The sequence below is a fragment of the Bacillus xiamenensis genome (assembly GCF_001857925.1).
Classification (GTDB): domain Bacteria; phylum Bacillota; class Bacilli; order Bacillales; family Bacillaceae; genus Bacillus; species Bacillus xiamenensis.
The window spans coordinates 1,409,699-1,427,277 of record NZ_CP017786.1 but is presented as its reverse complement, the minus strand read 5'-3'; the positions used below and the strand labels follow the sequence as shown (position 1 = coordinate 1,427,277).

General features: G+C 42.3%; 17 protein-coding genes. 11 read left to right on the top strand and 6 right to left on the bottom strand.

Going from position 1 to position 17,579, the window contains the following annotated elements; all coding sequences use genetic code 11:
* Positions 1 to 19 precede the first annotated feature (19 nt).
* Positions 20 to 187, top strand: a complete 168-nt coding sequence (locus tag BK049_RS19320) for a hypothetical protein (protein ID WP_008360560.1) — start codon at positions 20 to 22, stop codon at positions 185 to 187.
* Between the two features lie 77 nt (positions 188 to 264).
* Here BK049_RS19320 and BK049_RS07075 read toward each other — a convergent pair whose 3' ends face one another.
* Positions 265 to 3,273, bottom strand: a complete 3,009-nt coding sequence (locus BK049_RS07075; RefSeq protein WP_244887378.1) for a non-ribosomal peptide synthetase family protein — start codon at positions 3,271 to 3,273, stop codon at positions 265 to 267.
* 379 nt (positions 3,274 to 3,652) lie between these two features.
* On the opposite strand from BK049_RS07075, the gene BK049_RS07070 reads away from it, so the two are divergent.
* Positions 3,653 to 4,780, top strand: coding sequence for a DUF418 domain-containing protein (locus BK049_RS07070; protein ID WP_071168206.1), 1,128 nt, complete (start codon positions 3,653 to 3,655; stop codon positions 4,778 to 4,780).
* 741 nt (positions 4,781 to 5,521) lie between these two features.
* Positions 5,522 to 6,910, top strand: coding sequence for an amino acid permease (locus BK049_RS07065; protein WP_008359361.1), 1,389 nt, complete (start codon positions 5,522 to 5,524; stop codon positions 6,908 to 6,910).
* 39 nt (positions 6,911 to 6,949) lie between these two features.
* Here BK049_RS07065 and BK049_RS07060 read toward each other — a convergent pair whose 3' ends face one another.
* From BK049_RS07060 to BK049_RS07040, 5 genes are all read right to left on the bottom strand, one after another.
* Positions 6,950 to 7,831: a glycerophosphodiester phosphodiesterase gene (locus tag BK049_RS07060; RefSeq protein WP_071168205.1), complete on the bottom strand. Its 882-nt coding sequence runs from the start codon at positions 7,829 to 7,831 to the stop codon at positions 6,950 to 6,952.
* 89 nt (positions 7,832 to 7,920) lie between these two features.
* Positions 7,921 to 9,258: a glycerol-3-phosphate transporter gene (glpT, locus tag BK049_RS07055; RefSeq protein WP_071168204.1), complete on the bottom strand. Its 1,338-nt coding sequence runs from the start codon at positions 9,256 to 9,258 to the stop codon at positions 7,921 to 7,923.
* Positions 9,259 to 9,482: 224 nt separating this feature from the next.
* Positions 9,483 to 10,253 carry a SurA N-terminal domain-containing protein gene (locus BK049_RS07050; RefSeq protein WP_071168203.1) on the bottom strand — a complete coding sequence of 257 codons (771 nt, stop codon included), beginning with the start codon at positions 10,251 to 10,253 and terminating at the stop codon, positions 9,483 to 9,485.
* Between the two features lie 152 nt (positions 10,254 to 10,405).
* Complete coding sequence (locus tag BK049_RS20035) at positions 10,406 to 12,469, bottom strand: thioredoxin domain-containing protein (RefSeq protein ID WP_071168202.1); 2,064 nt, start codon at positions 12,467 to 12,469, stop codon at positions 10,406 to 10,408.
* Between the two features lie 63 nt (positions 12,470 to 12,532).
* A complete protein-coding gene (locus tag BK049_RS07040; protein ID WP_071168201.1) occupies positions 12,533 to 13,036 on the bottom strand; it encodes a hypothetical protein in 504 nt (167 codons plus the stop codon).
* A gap of 118 nt (positions 13,037 to 13,154) precedes the next feature.
* Here BK049_RS07040 and BK049_RS07035 point away from each other — a divergent pair, with 118 nt between their 5' ends.
* The 8 genes from BK049_RS07035 (at position 13,155) to BK049_RS07000 (ending at position 17,572) form a co-directional block, all read left to right on the top strand.
* The gene (locus BK049_RS07035) at positions 13,155 to 13,469 is read left to right on the top strand and encodes an ArsR/SmtB family transcription factor (protein WP_008343888.1); all 315 of its coding nucleotides are present in this window, start codon (positions 13,155 to 13,157) and stop codon (positions 13,467 to 13,469) included.
* A gap of 84 nt (positions 13,470 to 13,553) precedes the next feature.
* On the top strand, positions 13,554 to 13,982 hold the full coding sequence (locus tag BK049_RS07030) for a DMT family transporter (protein WP_071168200.1): 429 nt from the start codon (positions 13,554 to 13,556) through the stop codon (positions 13,980 to 13,982).
* A 13-nt stretch (positions 13,983 to 13,995) separates the two neighbouring features.
* The gene (locus BK049_RS07025) at positions 13,996 to 14,460 is read left to right on the top strand and encodes a DMT family transporter (protein ID WP_071168199.1); all 465 of its coding nucleotides are present in this window, start codon (positions 13,996 to 13,998) and stop codon (positions 14,458 to 14,460) included.
* Between the two features lie 122 nt (positions 14,461 to 14,582).
* Positions 14,583 to 14,843 (top strand): metal-sensitive transcriptional regulator, encoded by a 261-nt coding sequence (locus BK049_RS07020; protein WP_003217059.1) that lies wholly within the window; start codon positions 14,583 to 14,585, stop codon positions 14,841 to 14,843.
* 126 nt (positions 14,844 to 14,969) lie between these two features.
* Positions 14,970 to 15,452, top strand: coding sequence for a DsrE/DsrF/DrsH-like family protein (locus tag BK049_RS07015; protein ID WP_071168198.1), 483 nt, complete (start codon positions 14,970 to 14,972; stop codon positions 15,450 to 15,452).
* A 14-nt stretch (positions 15,453 to 15,466) separates the two neighbouring features.
* On the top strand, positions 15,467 to 15,823 hold the full coding sequence (locus BK049_RS07010) for a rhodanese-like domain-containing protein (RefSeq protein ID WP_071168197.1): 357 nt from the start codon (positions 15,467 to 15,469) through the stop codon (positions 15,821 to 15,823).
* Positions 15,824 to 15,869: 46 nt separating this feature from the next.
* Positions 15,870 to 16,430 (top strand): sulfurtransferase TusA family protein, encoded by a 561-nt coding sequence (locus BK049_RS07005; protein ID WP_071168196.1) that lies wholly within the window; start codon positions 15,870 to 15,872, stop codon positions 16,428 to 16,430.
* A gap of 14 nt (positions 16,431 to 16,444) precedes the next feature.
* Positions 16,445 to 17,572, top strand: coding sequence for an MBL fold metallo-hydrolase (locus BK049_RS07000; protein WP_071168195.1), 1,128 nt, complete (start codon positions 16,445 to 16,447; stop codon positions 17,570 to 17,572).
* The last annotated feature ends 7 nt before the right edge of the window (positions 17,573 to 17,579 follow it).

Sequence of the window (17,579 nt, the reverse complement as noted above, 5' to 3'; positions counted from 1 at the left end):
TATGGTGGAGGAGAGCGTAATGGGTATCTTTTATGCAGGTGTTGGAGCGGTTTTGCTGATTCTCATGATGCTGAAATGGCTGCCGATTTCAGCAGACTGGGAGCTGTCGTTGATTTTGTTCGGATTGGGGATTTTGTTTTATGTGAGGCGTGTGCTTTGGAAAGCGGAAAAAGATCATAAGCCATGAGTTTAAGTGGAATGAATAAAAGATTGGATTCAACATCCAATCTTTTATCTTAAACACAAGGTTGTATGGGAATGCTTTTACTGCCTCAGAGCAGTGTTGGAATCTATTTTCTCTAGAAATCCAATGTCCTCCATATACTTGAAATAGCGTTTGATTAATTGATCATCCATCTGGGGATAGATGATTCCATGTGCTTGGAGAACTGTTTGAGTATTGGTTGAGTCAAAGTGCGCCATGTTTTCGTATAATTCCCAGACTGTTTTGTTTTGTTCTACCTTTTCAGTGAGCATTGGTAGAAATGGCGTAAGGGCGTTGCTAGCGTGTTGGCTGCTTACCTTAATGAGTGCTTCTACCCAATCGTCATAGGCTTTCTTTTCTAATGGATAGCCTATTTTGTCTGTGATTTTTTGGAAAAATTCACCTAATTCCATGCTTTCTTCTTGAGGCGGGACGAGGTGATAGGCTTTGCCGAAGTTGGCTGGATCTTTGCATATGGTTGTAATGGCTTTTGAGACAAAGTCGACGGGTACGAATTCTTTTCGTTGATTCGGCAGCTCACCGTACGCCTTTAGCTGGATGCATCCTTTGATCAGTCTAGCCATGTAATCCTCTGTATTATGAACGCCTGTTTGGCTGTCGCCCATGATGAAGCCGGGGCGAAGGACTGTGATCGGCACGCCGCGTTTTTTTGCTTCCCACATGATTTTTTCTGCCACCCATTTACTTTGAGAGTACCCAATGTCCTTTTCCACAATAGGAAGATAAGCATCAATGGGTGTATCTTCAAACAGAACGGCTGTGCCATCTAGATACCCGGCAGGTCCGAATATGGCAATGGTCGATAGGAAATGAACAGGCTTTACCTGTTCTGTGCAGGCGAGTTTGATGATATTTTCTGTGCCGGTGACATTTGTATCCTTGTGCATGTGATAGGGCTGAACGTAATTGACTTTTGCTCCATTATGATAGATGGCATCAATGGTTTGGGCGAGTTGTTGAAATTCCTCTGTTGAGAGCCCTAGTTGAGGCTTGTCCAAGTAACCTACAATCGGTTTTAGTTGTTTCAGATAATGTTCGTCCCATAGGTGATATTTCTCCATATTTACTTGTATTCTCTGTCTTGCGTGCTGTTTGTCTCTTGCTCTGATCACACAATAGATTTGGATGGAGGGATTCATTCGAACAAGCTCTTTAATGAGATAAGCGCCTAGAAAGCCGGTTGCTCCTGTTAATAAGACGGCATTCTGTTGAAATGAACTAGATTGGAAGGGTTGTTTCGGTTGAATTTTTTCATTTAAAAAGCCTTCTGATTTGAGCTGTTGTTTCGTCTTAGGTGTTTGCTCTTGTAGCATACAATTCATTTGCTTGATGGTGGGATATTCATAAAGGGTGCTGGCAGGTAGTTCAACGTGTAATGTTTCCTGCATACGCATTAAGGTTTTGGCTGCAAGGATGGAGTTTCCTCCTAAGTCGAAGAAGTGATCGTTTGTGCCAATGGGCTCTACCTTTAATAGGTCTGTCCATATTTCACAGAGTGCTTCTTCGGTTTGATTGGTTGGTGCGACATATTCAGTTTGCAGGTTTGGCCGTTCGAAATGGTGTTTTGGTAGTGCAGTTCGATCTACTTTCCCATTTGTGGTCATAGGGAAATCTGTCAAAAGAACATAATGGGCAGGACGCATGAAATCAGGGAATGTTTGCTTTGCATAAGATTGAATGGTAGTTAGATCCCATGTCTTTTTATTGGACGGAATGATGTATGCAATTAAGCGTTTATCACCAGGTGTCACCTCGGAGGCTGTTACCAAACAGGATTTGACACTTGGATGCTGGATCAGCACATGTTCAATCTCGCTAAGCTCAATACGAAACCCTCTAATTTTGACTTGGTCATCCTTTCTACCAATATATTCAATCAGGCCATCAGGTTGTTGTCGAACAAGATCCCCTGTTTTGTAATAGGTTCTTCCATCCCGTTTGATGAAACGTTCCTTTGTCAAGTTTTCCCTTCGCCAGTAGCCTAATGCTAGTCCATCTCCTGAAGTGATGAGTTCCCCTATTTGTCCTTGAGAGACAGATTCACCTTGTTCATTTGTGATGTCAATGACAGTTCCAGCTACAGGTTTGCCAATCGGTATACTGACTTGGTCATCCCATGTGTTGGGCAGTTGAAAGGTTGTTGTGAAAATGGTGTTTTCTGTCGGTCCATAGCCATTAATAATGGTTGTATTTGGGATGTTTTTTAATGCTTGAGAAACGACATGAGGAGACATGACATCCCCACCAGATACGATGTATTTCACTGATTTGAGCTCGTTCAGGTGTGACTCCATCATCAAGTTGAACAATCCAGTTGTTAAAAAAAGAATCGATACATCAAAGTCTTTAATGGTTTGACTGACGAGTTCAGGTGTCAGCTTTCCAGAATGAGGAATAGCGAGTGTCGCTCCATTTAATAAAGCGCACCATATTTCAAATGTAGAGGAATCAAAAGAGATGGTAGACAGTAATGCCAACGTATCAGAAGAATCAACGGGTAGAAATGAAGGCTGATGTGTTACGTGCATAATACATCTATGTGTAATGACAACACCTTTTGGTTTGCCTGTTGTGCCAGATGTATACATGATGTATGCGGGATCAGAAGGTTTGATATCAATGGCCGGATTGGACGATGGTTGCGTAAGGATGTGACGTTTTTCTTTATCTAAGTAGATCGTAGGAATAGGCAAGGAAGCCGGGCTTGTAGTGTCATGTGATGTTGTGAGTAAAAAGGATAGTTCGGCATCTTCCATCATAAATTGAATACGTTCACTAGGGTATTGCATGTCTATAGGCACATAAACGGCTCCTATTTTGGTGATAGCCAGAATAGAGACAATCAATTGCGATGATCTTTCTAAGGCTAGGCCGATATGAGATGCTTTCGTTACACCCATGCTGATCAGATAATGAGCTAACTGGTTACTTTGTTCCTCAAGTTCAGCATATGTCATGTTCTGATGGATGCACGCTAAAGCTGTATGATGCGGTGTATGAGTGGCGTGGTGTCTGACGATATCACATAAATGTTGAGTGTTCATCATGATATTCCCCCTCTAGAATTTGATAGATTAGGAAAGTGATTCCTAAATCCACCCAAAGTGTATATCATGAAATATCCCATGTCAATGAAGGGAATATCCATAATAAAATGTAAAATTTATATAATAATTGAAATAATAAGCAGATATATTGTGCTATTTAGAGATAAAATGTAAGGGACACTCGGCTTTTTCCTTGAATGAGCGTTGTGTTCATCAAGGTGAGATAAAATAGGGGGAAATTGAACCATAATATAGGGTGGATTCACTGATGGGATGATAGATTACTTTTTTATTAGAAATATATATACGTATTTCAAAATAATTTGGTAAAATATACAGGTATGTCTCAAATTTGTTATATTTTTAAGGAGCTGTCGTGTTGAAGGGATCTAGGGTGGAGTTCATTGATAGTTTACGTGGTTTTAGTTTATTAGGTATTTTGATTGTGAATATGCTTAATTTTCAATATGATTATGATTTTGAGAAGATGTTTGATCCGAGCATGTGGGGGCAGGAATTCGGGGTATATGTGACGGAGATTTTGTTCCAGGGATCGTTTTATCCGATCTTTTCCTTTTTGTTTGGGTATTCTTTTATCAAGCTGATTGAATCTACAAAGGCCAAGGGGCTGAATACGAATGCTATTGTCGTCCGCCGCGGTTTTGGTCTTATTGTGCTTGGGATGCTACATTACATATTTATTTGGAATGGTGACATTCTTCTTTATTATGGAGCTTGTACGTTTTTCTTGATGATGTTTTTGAGCAGCCGGATCAAAACAATGCTTATTTGGTCGGGTGTGTTAGGGGCATTGTCATTAGTGGTTGTGCCGTACTTGATGAACCTTGTTTATGGGAATGATGATTTTTTAACTGATGTGTATGCGAAGGGTGCATATGGAGATATCTTGTTGAGCCGGATTACGGTTGAAGACGATATGGTGATTGTGACCATAATTCTGGCGATCGTGACCATTACGCTTATGCCGATACTAGGGTTTCTTTTCGGTACGATGATGGTTGGTCCATTTGCACTGCTTGGCATGGCCATTGGGAAAAAAGGTCATTTGACAGAAGAAGATCGAGGCATGGCTTATCGTAAAGGCTGGGTTGGGGTGATTGTGATCGGGCTCGCCTTAAAATGTGCGATGTTCATTGATGCCCCTTGGAGTGAAATGGTGATTACGCTGGGGGCTTTTGTCCTGACGATCGGTTATATTCAAGCCTTTATTGTTTTTTACTATTCAAAGGCTGCTCAAGGTTTGAAACGTCTGCTTGCAGGACTTGGCCGGTTGTCTTTATCAAACTATTTAGCGCAATCGGTTATTTGTACAACGATTTTCTATTCTTACGGACTTGGTTTATTTGGACAAATCGGTTCCATATTTGGACTGCTGCTTGCTGTCGGACTTTACACAGCACAGCTGTTCGTCAGCTATCTCTATTTGAAAAAGTGGAGAAGAGGGCCTGTGGAATGGCTTATGGGAAAATGGGTGTATTGGAGATAAAGCATTTTCTTAAAACATGAACAGGTAATGAGTTTATGATTGAGAATAGAGCACTTTCAGACTGTAATCTCCCATGACTTCTTTTAGGAATACTCATAATTAATTTTTACTAATCATGAGTATTGGAAAAAATAAATATGTGTAAATAAGGGTTCTACTGTCATTTATCAAAGGAAGGTGTTCTAGGCAACATTTCAGCTGAATCCATTCGTTTTGGGAGGTTGCTTGGCGGTCGTGGCCCGGTATGGGCAGATGGTTTTCGTATTGAGGATGTGGATGAGAAGACCGTGTGAGCGGTCTTTTTTTGTTCTATATACATTTGTATGAACAGCTTTGGCTGCGAGGTCTTATGTGCTGTTTTGGGAAAGGGTCGATAAGTCTTGTATGAATTTAAGACAATTGTCTGGAGTGATGCTCGCAGCTGTCAAATTGGTGACTTTAGAAAAGATCAGATGCTTTTCTGATGAGAATGGTTTGTAAAAGGAGAGAGGGTTTAAAAGGTGGTTATTTTCTTTTAAGTGAGGGTCATGAAAACCTCGATTAAGTATATCAATATAAAATAATTTGAATTTCTTTTTGTGTCAGAATATTTTGTTAATAGTGTTTCTCTCAAAAAAACAATTGTTTTTTAAGGGTAGATTTATTATGATAATATACGTCGAAAGGTTGAAGATTTTGAATCAGAATGAAAATTCTGATTTTTATTTTTTATGTTGTTTGTTGATGAGGGGGAATATAGAAGTGGCTCAAAAGGAATTAAAGAGAGGGTTAAGTGCTCGTCATATTCAAATGATCGCACTTGGCGGTACAATTGGTGTTGGCTTATTTATGGGGTCAGCTAAAGCCATTCAATGGACAGGTCCATCGGTTCTTTTAGCGTACGCAGTTTGTGGTATTTTTATCTTTTTTATTATGCGTGCGATGGGAGAAATGTTATATCTTGAACCGAGTACGGGATCGTTTGCTACATTTGGGCATCAATATATTCATCCGCTTGCGGGGTATATGACAGCCTGGAGTAACTGGTTCCAGTGGGTCATTGTTGGGATGTCTGAAATTATCGCCGTAGGTGCTTATATGAAATATTGGTTCCCTGAGTTACCAGCGTGGATTCCGGGATTAATCGCTATGATCATTTTAGGTGCGGCGAATTTGATTTCGGTTAAGTCATTCGGTGAGTTTGAATTCTGGTTTGCGATGATCAAGATTGTGACGATTATTTTAATGATCATTGCGGGTTTAGGCATTATTTTCTTTGGATTTGGAAACGGTGGAACAGCGATTGGTTTGTCTAATCTTTGGGCGCATGGCGGTTTCTTTACAGGTGGATTTAGCGGCTTTTTATTTGCATTGTCTCTAGTGATTGCTGCCTATCAAGGAGTAGAGCTGATTGGGATTACAGCAGGTGAGGCGCAAAATCCGCAAAAGACGCTGACAAATGCTATCAAAAGTATCATCTGGCGTATTTTGATTTTCTATATCGGAGCGATCTTTGTCATTGTGACCGTGTACCCTTGGGATCAGCTGAATACCCTTGGCAGTCCTTTTGTGGCGACGTTTGCGAAAATTGGAATTACGGCGGCAGCAGGTATTATTAACTTTGTTGTTATTACAGCAGCGATGTCGGGCTGTAATAGTGGGATTTTCAGTGCGGGGCGTATGCTTTATACATTAGGTGTGAATGGACAGGCACCTGCTTTCTTTACAAAAATTTCAAAGAACGGTGTACCTTATTTTGGGACATTTGCTGTGCTGATCGGTTTAGCGGTAGGAGTGGTCCTAAATTACGTATCTCCGCCAAATATTTTCGTCTATGTGTATAGTGCGAGTGTTCTTCCTGGCATGGTGCCTTGGTTTGTGATTCTAATGAGTCATATCGGCTTCAGAAAGGCAAAGGGGGCAGCACTTGACCAGCATCCGTTCAAGATGCCGCTTGCGCCATTTTCTAATTATGTCACAATCGGTTTCTTACTGATGGTTCTTGCGTTTATGCTCATCAATCAGGATACACGTATTTCGTTGATTGTGGGAATTGTGTTCTTGATTTTAGTGGCGCTTAGTTTTTATGTATTTGGAATCGGCAAACGAGAACCAATTGATAGTGCTTCTTCTGAACAAACATTGAAATAATACAAAGCCTTGCGGAATGAACCGCAAGGCTTTTGTTATTTACAGTGAAGCTTTTACACCCTGAAAGACATCTGGAAAGTTGGTGAAAAGCCCCGTGACGCCGTATTGCAAAAGGCGTACCATGTCTGCCTCGCTATTGACTGTGTATGGATGAAGGAGGAGACCGTGGCTTCTGACCTGTTGTACATTTTCAAGTGTCAAAGCTCTAAAATTCGGTCCGACCCCCACTGCATATGATTTGATGAAGTCGAGCTGATCATCTGTAATAGACGTCATTTGGGCTCTATCTAATAGCTGTACTTTTGGAAGCCGAGGGGCGAGTTTCTGTAGTTTTAGCAGACTTTCCTCGCTGAAAGATTGGATGATGACCTGCCCTTTTCTCGTGTGTTTTCCAAGAAGGTGATGTTTCTTTAAGACGGCCAATAGCTTTTCTTCCATTTGCGGATAGATGTCTGGTTTTTTTGTTTCAATATAATAATTCTCTTGTTTGCCGAAATAGTGTAACACCTCATCTAATGTGAGGACTTGCTGTCCAATAAAGTGGGCATTTTGTTTGTCGGGGTTGGCTTCGTTAAACCATGAACCGGCATCCAGCTGTTTGATTTCGTCAAGGGTGAGGTCTTTAACCCAGCCTGTTCCGTTTGTCGTCCGGTCAACGGTTTCATCGTGCATGACGATGAGATGTCCATCCTTTGTCATTTGGAGGTCGAGTTCAAGGTAATCTGCATTCATGTTTGTGGCGAGCTTGTAGGAAGCCAGGGTATGCTCTGGGGCATACCCTGATGCTCCGCGGTGTGCAATGGTTAAGAGACGATCTGGAGATAAAAGATTTTCATGTGCTGATATGGTGGTCGGCACCCACGCAAAAGACAGTAAAGCAAAAGAGAGCAACACGAAAGCAAGTAATCTACTTTTCTTCATATTTTATCCTCCTTTTACGGTAACTGCCTTCATCATAAGAAATAGATGTAAAGGGCATGTTGGGTGGATATAAATCTTTTATGTGATTTTTATGAAGCTTGCTCTACGCGTTTTCCTGTATTCCATGTCATGGCGAGGAAAACAATCGCAAGCACACAAGAACCTACCAGTAAAATGAAGCCCCCTGTCCAGTCATAGTGATCGACGACGACACCCATCATGGCATTGGCAAAGGCAGAGCCGCCAATGTAGCCGAAGAAGCCTGTCAGTCCGGCAGCAGTGCCAGCGGCTTTTTTCGGAGCGAGATCAATGGCTTGCAGTCCAATGAGCATGACAGGTCCGTAAATCAAAAAGCCGATGCTGATGAGGGCAATGTTATCAACCATTGGATTGCCAGCAGGGTTTAACCAGTACACAAGAACCGCAATTAATACGCCAATCATAAAGAGGACGCCAGCAGGTGCACGGCGGCTTCTAAAGAAGCGGTCACTAATCCACCCGCACAATAATGTACCAGGGATGCCTGCATATTCATAAAGGAAATAAGACCAGCGTGAATGCTCTGGTGAGAATCCTTTTGCTTCTGTTAAATAGGTAGGTGCCCAGTCTACGACACCGTAACGGACGAAGTACACAAAGACGTTGGCAATGGCGATGTACCAAAGGAACTTATTGTTGAGTACATATTTAAATAAAATCTCTTTTACTTTTAATTCTTTTTCTTGATCCTCATATTGTTGAGCCGGATAGTCATTTCGGTATTCTTCAATTGGCGGAAGACCATTGGATTGCGGTGTGTCCCGTACGAGAAGAATAATGACGAAGGAGACGATAATGGCAATGATGGCAGGGAAGAAAAAGATACTTTTCCACGTCGCAAACAGCACAATTCCTAGTGTGATGAGTGGTGCAAGAATACCTCCGCCAATATTATGAGCAACGTTCCAAATGGACATTTTCGTTCCACGTTCACTAATTGAAAACCAATGCGCCATCGTTCGTCCGCATGGCGGCCACCCCATTCCTTGAAACCAGCCGTTTAAGAACATGAATAAAAACATGATCCATACACTGGACGTGACCCATGGAAACGAGACAAATAGGATATTGATAAGAGCTGATAGAAAGAGTCCGGCGGCTAAGAAGTATCTTGGGTTACAGCGGTCTGAGATCATGCCCATGATGAATTTACTGAAGCCATAAGCGATGGAGACGGCCGCCAGCACAAAGCCTAGTTCACTTTTCGTGAACCCTTCTTCCTGTAGATAAGGGATGGCAAAAGCGAAATTTTTGCGCAGCAAATAATAGCCCGCATACCCGATAAAGATCCCTAAAAAAACTTGCAGCCGAAGCCGTTTATAGGTCTCGTCTGTTTTGGCATCATCGAGCCTGTCGATATGCGGAGCAGGTTTAAACCATTTGAACATAAAGATCCTCCTCTTGTAGATATCCGATTGACTGAAACAAAAGTACGAGGTCCGCTTTGATCTTGTACTTTTTCAGAGACAAAAGAATTGATAACGCTTTCTTTTATACTCCCATCATATCGGATGGAGGAGAAGTTTATGATGAGGCTTTTGTCATTATTTTGGAAAAATAGTTCATGAAGTGATGAAAAAAATCCGCACAAGGGCGGATTTTTTAAAAGCGATTAAATAGACACATGAATTTTCGCAGATTTCTTTAGCTTTTCAATTTCTTTTTGTACTTCTTTCTGCTTTTCTTGAGATTCTAGCTGTTTTTTAATTTGTGATTTAACCTCTTTGAAATCTGGTGCTTTTTGCTTTTGTTTTTTCATTTGTTCAGCGTATTGGTCATAGTACGCTTTGACGTCTTTTTCAGAGACGGAGGTTGATTTGATTTCTTTGTCGATATATTGGCTGTATTTGATGCTGTCGGCAATGTCACTTTTTAGCTGATCCACTGTAAGTCCGCTCTTTTTGAGTGCTTCTTCGAATTGAGCGTTGTCTTTAAACTGTTTCTTTTCTTCTTTAAGCTGTTTATCTACTTGCTTGTCAGAGGCTTTGAAGCCTTTCTTTTCAGCATCTTGCAGGATGAGCTCTTGACCTACAAGTGCATCAATGGTTTGCTTCTTGACTGCTTTTGCGCCTTCTTTAGATGTTGGGTCTTGCCCAGACTGCTGAAGCTGACCTTGAATGGTCGATAAGGCGCTATTATATTCACTGCCTGTGATTTTGTCTTTGTTGACGGTCGCAACGACCTTTTGATCATCGATTTTTTGTGCGTCTAATTTCTTTTGCATCTCTTCCATTTTCTTTTGTTGCTCTTTTTGGTCAGCCTGTGTTGTTTCCGTGCTTTTGGCTGAATCGTTTTGTTTATCCTGTTTCGCATCGTTTGATGAGCAGGCTGCAAGCCCCACAGATAACAGACAAGCGATGAGTGTATATGATATCTTTTTCATTATTTTCTCTCCCTTCGGTATGAGAACATCTAGTGCGCATTCTAACCGTTTTAGAGGAGAAATAAAACCGTACAGACCAATTGTTAACGGATTGACATTTTTTTTATCTGTTTGTCCTCATTTTGTCTTCTCGCAGTCATCTCATGACAAACTCAATCGTGGAATAATTGTTCCATCGCTTCGTCGATATCGGTGATTGGCTGGCGGCAGCTGTAGTTTTCACAGATATAGACCGTCGTGCTGCCGTTGATCGTGTTGTAATCTGTTGCAAAAGGTGCAAGATGAGCTAGTTCCTGCCCTGTTTCGGCAGTCAAAATGAGATCAAATGGCATGAATCGTTTTTGCAGTGCCTGTAGAAGCTGTTCTTTTTGCGGGTCGCCCTTTTCCCCGAGGATGATGATTTCTCGTTTCGGCGCATATTGACTCAAGAGTCCTTGTAAAAAGGCGGTATGTCCGCTTGGGTAGGAAGAGACATCGACATAAAAGGCTTTGAACATCTGCTCCAATGCTTCGAGCCAGTCTTGCCGTCCAGTCATTCTGCTCAGTTTAAGAAGCTGATGGAGGGCGGTGCTGTTACCAGACGGCATGGCTCCGTCGTACACTTCTTTTTCACGAACGATCAGCGCTTCTGCATCTAACCCAGAGAAGAAAAAGCCCCCTATTTCGTTGTCCCAAAACAGCTCAAACATGTTCTCCGCAATGGCTCTGGCTTTTGTCAGCCATTTTAGGTCAAAGGTTGCTTCATATAATGACATATAGGCTGAGAGCATATGCGCATAATCCTCGATAAAACCTAGATGCTTTACGTCCCCTTCCCTGTAGCGGACCATGAGCCGTCCCTGTTGGACGAGATGTGTTTCTAGAAAAGACATCGCCTGCTTCGCCATGCGGATGGCTTCTTTTTCATGAAAGACACTCCCTGCTTTGGCCAGTGCGGAGATCATCAGCGCATTCCACGATGTGAGTACCTTGTCATCGACAAGCGGTGCCGGTCGCTGCTGTCTTACAGTGAGTAAGATGTTTCGAGCGGATTGTAGCTTGGATTGAAGGGTTTTGTCGTCGATTGAAAAGGCTGCTTTGATGTCATCAAATGAGGTGGAAATGGTATGAGGGATGTTCTGTCCTTCAAAATTCCCCTCTTCTGTTATGTGATAGACCGCGCAAAATAAAGCGCCGAGGTCATCACCTAAATGAGTCATGATCTCCTCTTTCGTCCAAACGTAATATTGCCCTTCTTTCCCTTCCGAATCGGCATCTATTGCGGAATAAAAAGAGCCGTCACGATTCCTCATGTCTCGTTTGGTAAATTGAATGAGATCTTGGACTAGCTTTTTGTACTCAGGGTGTTGAGTGATTTGATAGGCTTCGGTGTAAGCACCCATCAGCAAGGCGTTATCATACAGCATCTTTTCGAAATGCGGCACAAGCCATTTTTCATCTGTGGAATACCGAGTAAATCCTGAACCAATATGATCATATATACCGCCGTTTGCCATGCCGTTTAACGTTTTTGTAACAGCATATAACGCATTTTCTTGCCCTGTCCATTCGTGATAGCGCATGAGAAACGTGAGCATATGAGGCGCAGGAAATTTAGGCGCAGAGCCGAAGCCGCCATACAGCGTATCAAAACTGCTCATGAGCTGATAATAGGCTTTGTGAATGGATTCTTGAGTCAGCGTATTCTCTGTCTGCCCTGCTGCCTTGATGCGTAAATTGTTTGTTGCCTTTTCTGCCAATGATTCAATATGATCACGATCGTTGTGATACGTATCCAGCAATTGCGTCAGTGCTTCAATGAAGCCGGGACGGCCGTAAGCACTTCTCTTTGGGAAATACGTTCCCGCATAAAAAGGCTTTTGATCAGGCGTAACAAACACGTTGAGCGGCCAGCCGCCTTGCCCCGTCATCATCTGACAGACGGACATATACATAGAGTCAATGTCTGGACGCTCCTCACGATCGACTTTGATTGAAATAAAATGCTCGTTTAAGATGTCGGCAACTTCTTGGTCTTCGAAGCTTTCGTGTGCCATGACGTGGCACCAGTGGCAAGTGGCGTACCCAATACTGACAAGCACCGGTTTGTTTTCACGTTTCGCTTTGTCGAAGGCTTCTTGCCCCCACGGATACCAGTGAACTGGGTTGTGGGCGTGTTGGAGAAGGTATGGTGATTTTTCAGTGATGAGTGGGTTGGGTGTTTGGTTGTTTGGCATGGGTCACCTGCTTTTTTCATTTTATCTTCTATAATGTTCTTCTATTTTGGGGATATATGAAATCTATTTCTTCACCAGTACATATTGTAAGTTTTCTAATTCAAACATATCAATCAGTTCATCGATCTCTTTAAAATCGATATGTTTTCCAAACCGTTTTTTGCTTAGGTCAATTTCTACATCCAATTGATCGTCCTTTTCTTTCATTTCGAGTTCATCTAGACAAGAATAGATTGCGATGGTTTCTCCTTTTGACAGCTCTTTTTCAATGAATTTAAAAAGTGCACGAAGAGAATGAATGATGCCTAATTCATAAACAAAAGGATGCGTGAATTTGTCTCTTACCGCTTCATAGACGGGATCTAGATAATCAATGTGAATGCCTTCGAAATCCTCTTCTGTTTCAAATACTTCTATCAAAAGATCTTCTTGATAGATTTTGTGCTTTTTTTGTTTTTTATCAAACATGTTGATATTGAGTTCAGAGAATGGTTTATAGGTAGGATTTTGACCAATGGTACCAAGCGGCAGTTCTTTGTTTGATCCAATATAATGCTGTAAAGTCATGGGTTGCCCTCTTTTCTTGAAATATTCCTTATAGCGTTGATTATTTCCTTTTTACCAATTTAGAGATGAATATGCAATGGCTTGACATATCGGTATTTCTAGATATACAATGTCTGCCATGGAACCTATTGATGTGTTTAAGGCATTATCGAATGAAACAAGGTTGAATATTTTAAAGTGGCTCAAGGAACCAGAGAAGCATTTTCCTAAGCAAGGCGCTCATTTACCGAAGGAGGTTAGTTATAAGGGGGGCGTTTGTGTTGGGGATATTCAAGAAAAGGCGCAAATTTCTCAATCAACGGTCTCTAGCTACTTACATTTGATGCAAAAGGCTGGTCTGCTTGAATCGGTACGGCATGGACAATGGACATACTATAGACGAAATGAAGAATTTATCCAACAGATCGGACAATATATGAAAACAGAGATCTAAAGGATGTGTGATTTCTGTTTTTTTTCTATCCTTAATATCTGTTTATCTAGATATATAAATATATCAATTAAAGGAGTTTTGATGATGCGTTTGATTTTTTATGTTCTTGCTCTTTTAGCAGGTGCAGCACTTAGCTTTGAAGGAGCGATGTATGCGGAGCTTGGGAAGTCGATTGGACAGTTAGAAACGAGTTTTTATAACTTTTTTGTTGGTTCGATCATTATGGGGCTATTGTGGCTCTTTTTTGGAAAAGGTGATCTTTCCTATACGTTGAAGGCTCCGAAATGGTCACTGCTTGGCGGAGCAATGGGGGTTGTGTACTTAACCTCTATTGTGGTCAGTGTTCCGTTTGTTGGTGTGGGTGTGACAATGGTCGCTGTCATTATTGGTCAGCTGCTGATGAGTATGGTCATTGAGCATTTTGGCTGGCTAGGGAGTCAGAAAACGAAAGTAAACAAAGAGAAGGTATTTGCGGTCATTTCGATGATCATTGCCCTTATTCTCATTCATTAGGAGGAATTCTGATATGGCATTATTGCTGATTTTATTTACCTTAATCGGTGGCATTACGCTGAGTGCACAATCTTCTATAAACGGTACGTTTAGCCGGAGAGCGGGTACGATTGAAACGACCTTTTTGACCTTTTTAACGGGTACGATGTTTTTGACCATTTTGATTTTATTCTTTGGAAGCGGCCATCTGTTGAATCTGCTGCATGCGCCGAAGTGGCAGCTGAGTGCGGCATTTCTTGGAACAGCTTATTTAATGCTTACGGTGATTGCTGTTCCGCGAATTGGTGTGATTGCCGCGAATATTGCGGGAATTGCCGGACAGCTGGTGATCGGGATGGTTATTGATCATTTTGGGTGGTTTCATAGCTTGGTGATCTCATTCGATATGAAACGAATACTGGCATTATTTTTTATGTTGATCGCTCTTTATTTTATATATAAGGGGAATAAGCGCTCTAGGGAGGAAGCGAGTGCTTAAAGAGGAGAAGCTGCTGTGACATGTCATCTCAGCAGCTTTTTTATACTCAATCATCATGTTTGACTAAATACCTCTCAGGGTATACTATCTGATCATAGGAAAAAGAGAAAGGAGTGTTAAACGTGGAATATAATCAGCAGATGAAGAACCGTCTTCGCCGTATTGAAGGACAGATTAAAGGGGTTCTTGCCATGATGGAGCAGGGAAAGGATTGCCGCGAGGTGGTGACGCAGCTGTCTGCATCACGCAATGCCATTGATCGGGCGATGGGTGTGATTGTGAGTACAAACCTTGAACAGTGTGTCCGTGAAAGTCTTGAGCAAGGCAAGGATACGGAGGGTCTTGTCAAAGAAGCGGTTGAGCTCTTGGTGAAAAGCCGGTAAGAAATTCCTCAGCCTTTTGAGGTTGACGAATTTTTTCACTTGTTATAATATACCCTTACCGGTATGTGTATATATTTTTTGTTTTCTGATATACCCCCATGGGTAATTAATATAAGGAGGAGCATGATGGGAGAACAAAAGAAACGAACGACGATTGTTTTATTTAGTGGAGATTATGATAAAGCGATGGCCGCTTATATTATCGCAAATGGCGCAGCGGCCTATGATCACGAGGTGACGATTTTTCATACCTTTTGGGGGCTGAATGCTTTGCGTAAGGAAGAGATGGTGCCACTTAAGAAGGGATTTTTAGAAAAAATGTTTGGTAGCATGATGCCGCGCGGTGCTGATCGAATGGGGCTGTCAAAGATGAATTTTGCAGGAATGGGACCGAAGATGATCAAGCATGTGATCAAAAAACACAATGCGATGACGCTACCGCAGCTCATTGATATGGCAAAGGAACAGGAGATTAACCTCGTGGCATGTACGATGACGATGGATCTTTTAGGGCTGCAGGAGAATGAATTACTAGCAGACATTCAATATGCCGGTGTGGCAGCGTATTTAGCAGAGGCTGAAATCGGGAATGTGAACTTATTTATCTAGGGAGGTGTTCATACATGATTCAAATGCTTTTGCTCATCATTGTGATCGGTTTGCTTGTGAGCCGTTTTCTTCCCGTACGGGGTGTGAAACAAATGGATGCAGGCGATATGAAATCTAATAGTAAAGATCAACAGCTGATTGACGTACGATCTGCCATAGAGTTTCAAACCAACCATATGAAAGGATTTCGAAATATCCCCTTACCTCAGTTAGAAGAACAAGCACATCAGCTTGCGAAGGACAAAGAGATTTATGTGATTTGCCAAAGCGGGATGAGAAGTATGCAGGCAGCTAAAATATTGAAGAAGCAGGGATTTACCCAGATTACGAATATCAAGGGTGGCATGAATGCTTGGCATTCAAAGGCATAATAGGCTTGAAAATATACCCCCACCCCTATAAAAAGGAGGAAATACCATGCAGCAACCAACTGCGATTTTAGATGCAAAAGGCTTGGCATGTCCAATGCCAATTGTAAAAACGAAAAAACAAATGAACGAACTACTGCCAGGTGATGTGCTTGAAGTGCAAGCAACCGATAAAGGGTCAACAGCGGATTTAGCGGCTTGGTCGAAAAGCGCCGGTCATGAATTTTTAGGAACAAAAGTAGAAGGACAGGTGCTTCATCATTTGATCCGGAAGGGCGGAGCGAAACAGGAGGAGGAGCAGTCAATGATTTCGGAGATGTCTTTGAACATGTTTCAACAGAAGGTAAAAGGAGACCAGTCATTGTTTATTTTAGATGTACGAGAGCCGGATGAATATGAAGCGGGTCATATACCAGGAGCTGTTCACATCCCTCTTGGCGAGGTTGAACAACGTGCTGAAGAATTGAACCGGGAGACGCTCATTTACCTCATTTGTCATTCAGGCAGAAGAAGCGAATTAGCCGCGCAAAAGTTAAAAGAAAAAGGGTTTCATCAACTGATCAATGTAGTGCCAGGCATGAACAGCTGGACAGGAGAGATTGAAAAATAGGAGCTGAATGAAGCATGACTGTAAAAGCAATGACAGCAGAACAGGTGACAAAAAAGGTCATCAACAAAGAGCCTCTCTTTTTGTTAGATGTACGAAATGAATCGGATGTACAGGATTGGAAGATTGAAGGAAAAGCGATTGAATATGTCAATGTACCTTATTTTGAGCTGCTTGATGGCGTAGAGGAACTGTTGGAGAAAGTACCAGCTGACCGAGATGTGCTGGTGGTTTGTGCCAAAGAGGGCTCTTCTATGATGGTGGCTGAGATGCTGTCAGAAGCGGGCAGAACGGTTCATTATTTGCAAGGCGGCATGAAGGCATGGAGTGAGCATGTAGAGCCAGTGAAGATCGGTGATCTAACTGGCGGTGGAGAGTTGTACCAATTTGTGCGGATGGGCAAGGGGTGCTTGTCCTATATGATCATGTCCAATGGGGAAGCTGCGATTGTGGATGCAGCGAGAATGACGGATGTTTATCTCCAATTTGCTAAAAAGCATCATGTCACGGTGACGCATGTGTTTGATACGCACCTTCATGCGGATCATATATCTGGCGGGAAAAAGCTGGCTGAACAGACTGGGGCTATCTACTGGCTGCCGCCAAAAGATGCCGAAGAGGTGACGTTTAAGTACAACCATCTTGAAGAAGGGCAGCGGGTGACGATTGGAGCGGCGGCGATTGATATTCACGCCCTTTACTCACCGGGTCATACGATTGGTTCAACCTCTTTTATCGTGGACGGCCAGTATCTTCTGTCAGGCGATATTTTGTTCATTGATTCGATCGGACGACCTGATCTAGCCGGCATGGCGGAGGACTGGGTAGGTGATTTGAGAGAAACTCTTTATGAGCGATATACGGCGCTTTCGAAAGAATTGATTGTGCTGCCTGCACATTTCATGATCGTGGAAGAGCTCAATGAAGACGGGAGCGTTTGGAAGGAGCTAGGCATTCTGTTTGAAGAAAATCATGGGCTGAACATTGAAGATGAAGCCGCATTTCGACAAATGGTCACGCAGGATCTGCCTGCACAGCCAAATGCTTATCAAGACATTCGGTATACCAATATGGGGAAGCTGAATCCAGACGAGGAAGCGCAGCGAGACATGGAAATTGGTCCAAACCGTTGTGCGATTCGGTAATGTTCAA

Excerpts from the sequence above, each read along its gene's own strand:
- BK049_RS07060 (WP_071168205.1), bottom strand. The coding sequence starts at position 7,831 with ATGAAGAAAAGTAGATTACTTGCTTTCGTGTTGCTCTCTTTTGCTTTA.
- BK049_RS07035 (WP_008343888.1), top strand. The coding sequence starts at position 13,155 with ATGGAACCTATTGATGTGTTTAAGGCATTATCGAATGAAACAAGGTTG.
- BK049_RS07040 (WP_071168201.1), bottom strand. The coding sequence starts at position 13,036 with ATGACTTTACAGCATTATATTGGATCAAACAAAGAACTGCCGCTTGGT.
- BK049_RS07005 (WP_071168196.1), top strand. The coding sequence starts at position 15,870 with ATGCAGCAACCAACTGCGATTTTAGATGCAAAAGGCTTGGCATGTCCA.
- BK049_RS07075 (WP_244887378.1), bottom strand. The coding sequence starts at position 3,273 with ATGATGAACACTCAACATTTATGTGATATCGTCAGACACCACGCCACT.
- BK049_RS20035 (WP_071168202.1), bottom strand. The coding sequence starts at position 12,469 with ATGCCAAACAACCAAACACCCAACCCACTCATCACTGAAAAATCACCA.
- BK049_RS07015 (WP_071168198.1), top strand. The coding sequence starts at position 14,970 with ATGGGAGAACAAAAGAAACGAACGACGATTGTTTTATTTAGTGGAGAT.
- BK049_RS07010 (WP_071168197.1), top strand. The coding sequence starts at position 15,467 with ATGATTCAAATGCTTTTGCTCATCATTGTGATCGGTTTGCTTGTGAGC.
- glpT (WP_071168204.1), bottom strand. The coding sequence starts at position 9,258 with ATGTTCAAATGGTTTAAACCTGCTCCGCATATCGACAGGCTCGATGAT.
- BK049_RS19320 (WP_008360560.1), top strand. The coding sequence starts at position 20 with ATGGGTATCTTTTATGCAGGTGTTGGAGCGGTTTTGCTGATTCTCATG.
- BK049_RS07030 (WP_071168200.1), top strand. The coding sequence starts at position 13,554 with ATGCGTTTGATTTTTTATGTTCTTGCTCTTTTAGCAGGTGCAGCACTT.
- BK049_RS07025 (WP_071168199.1), top strand. The coding sequence starts at position 13,996 with ATGGCATTATTGCTGATTTTATTTACCTTAATCGGTGGCATTACGCTG.
- BK049_RS07000 (WP_071168195.1), top strand. The coding sequence starts at position 16,445 with ATGACTGTAAAAGCAATGACAGCAGAACAGGTGACAAAAAAGGTCATC.
- BK049_RS07050 (WP_071168203.1), bottom strand. The coding sequence starts at position 10,253 with ATGAAAAAGATATCATATACACTCATCGCTTGTCTGTTATCTGTGGGG.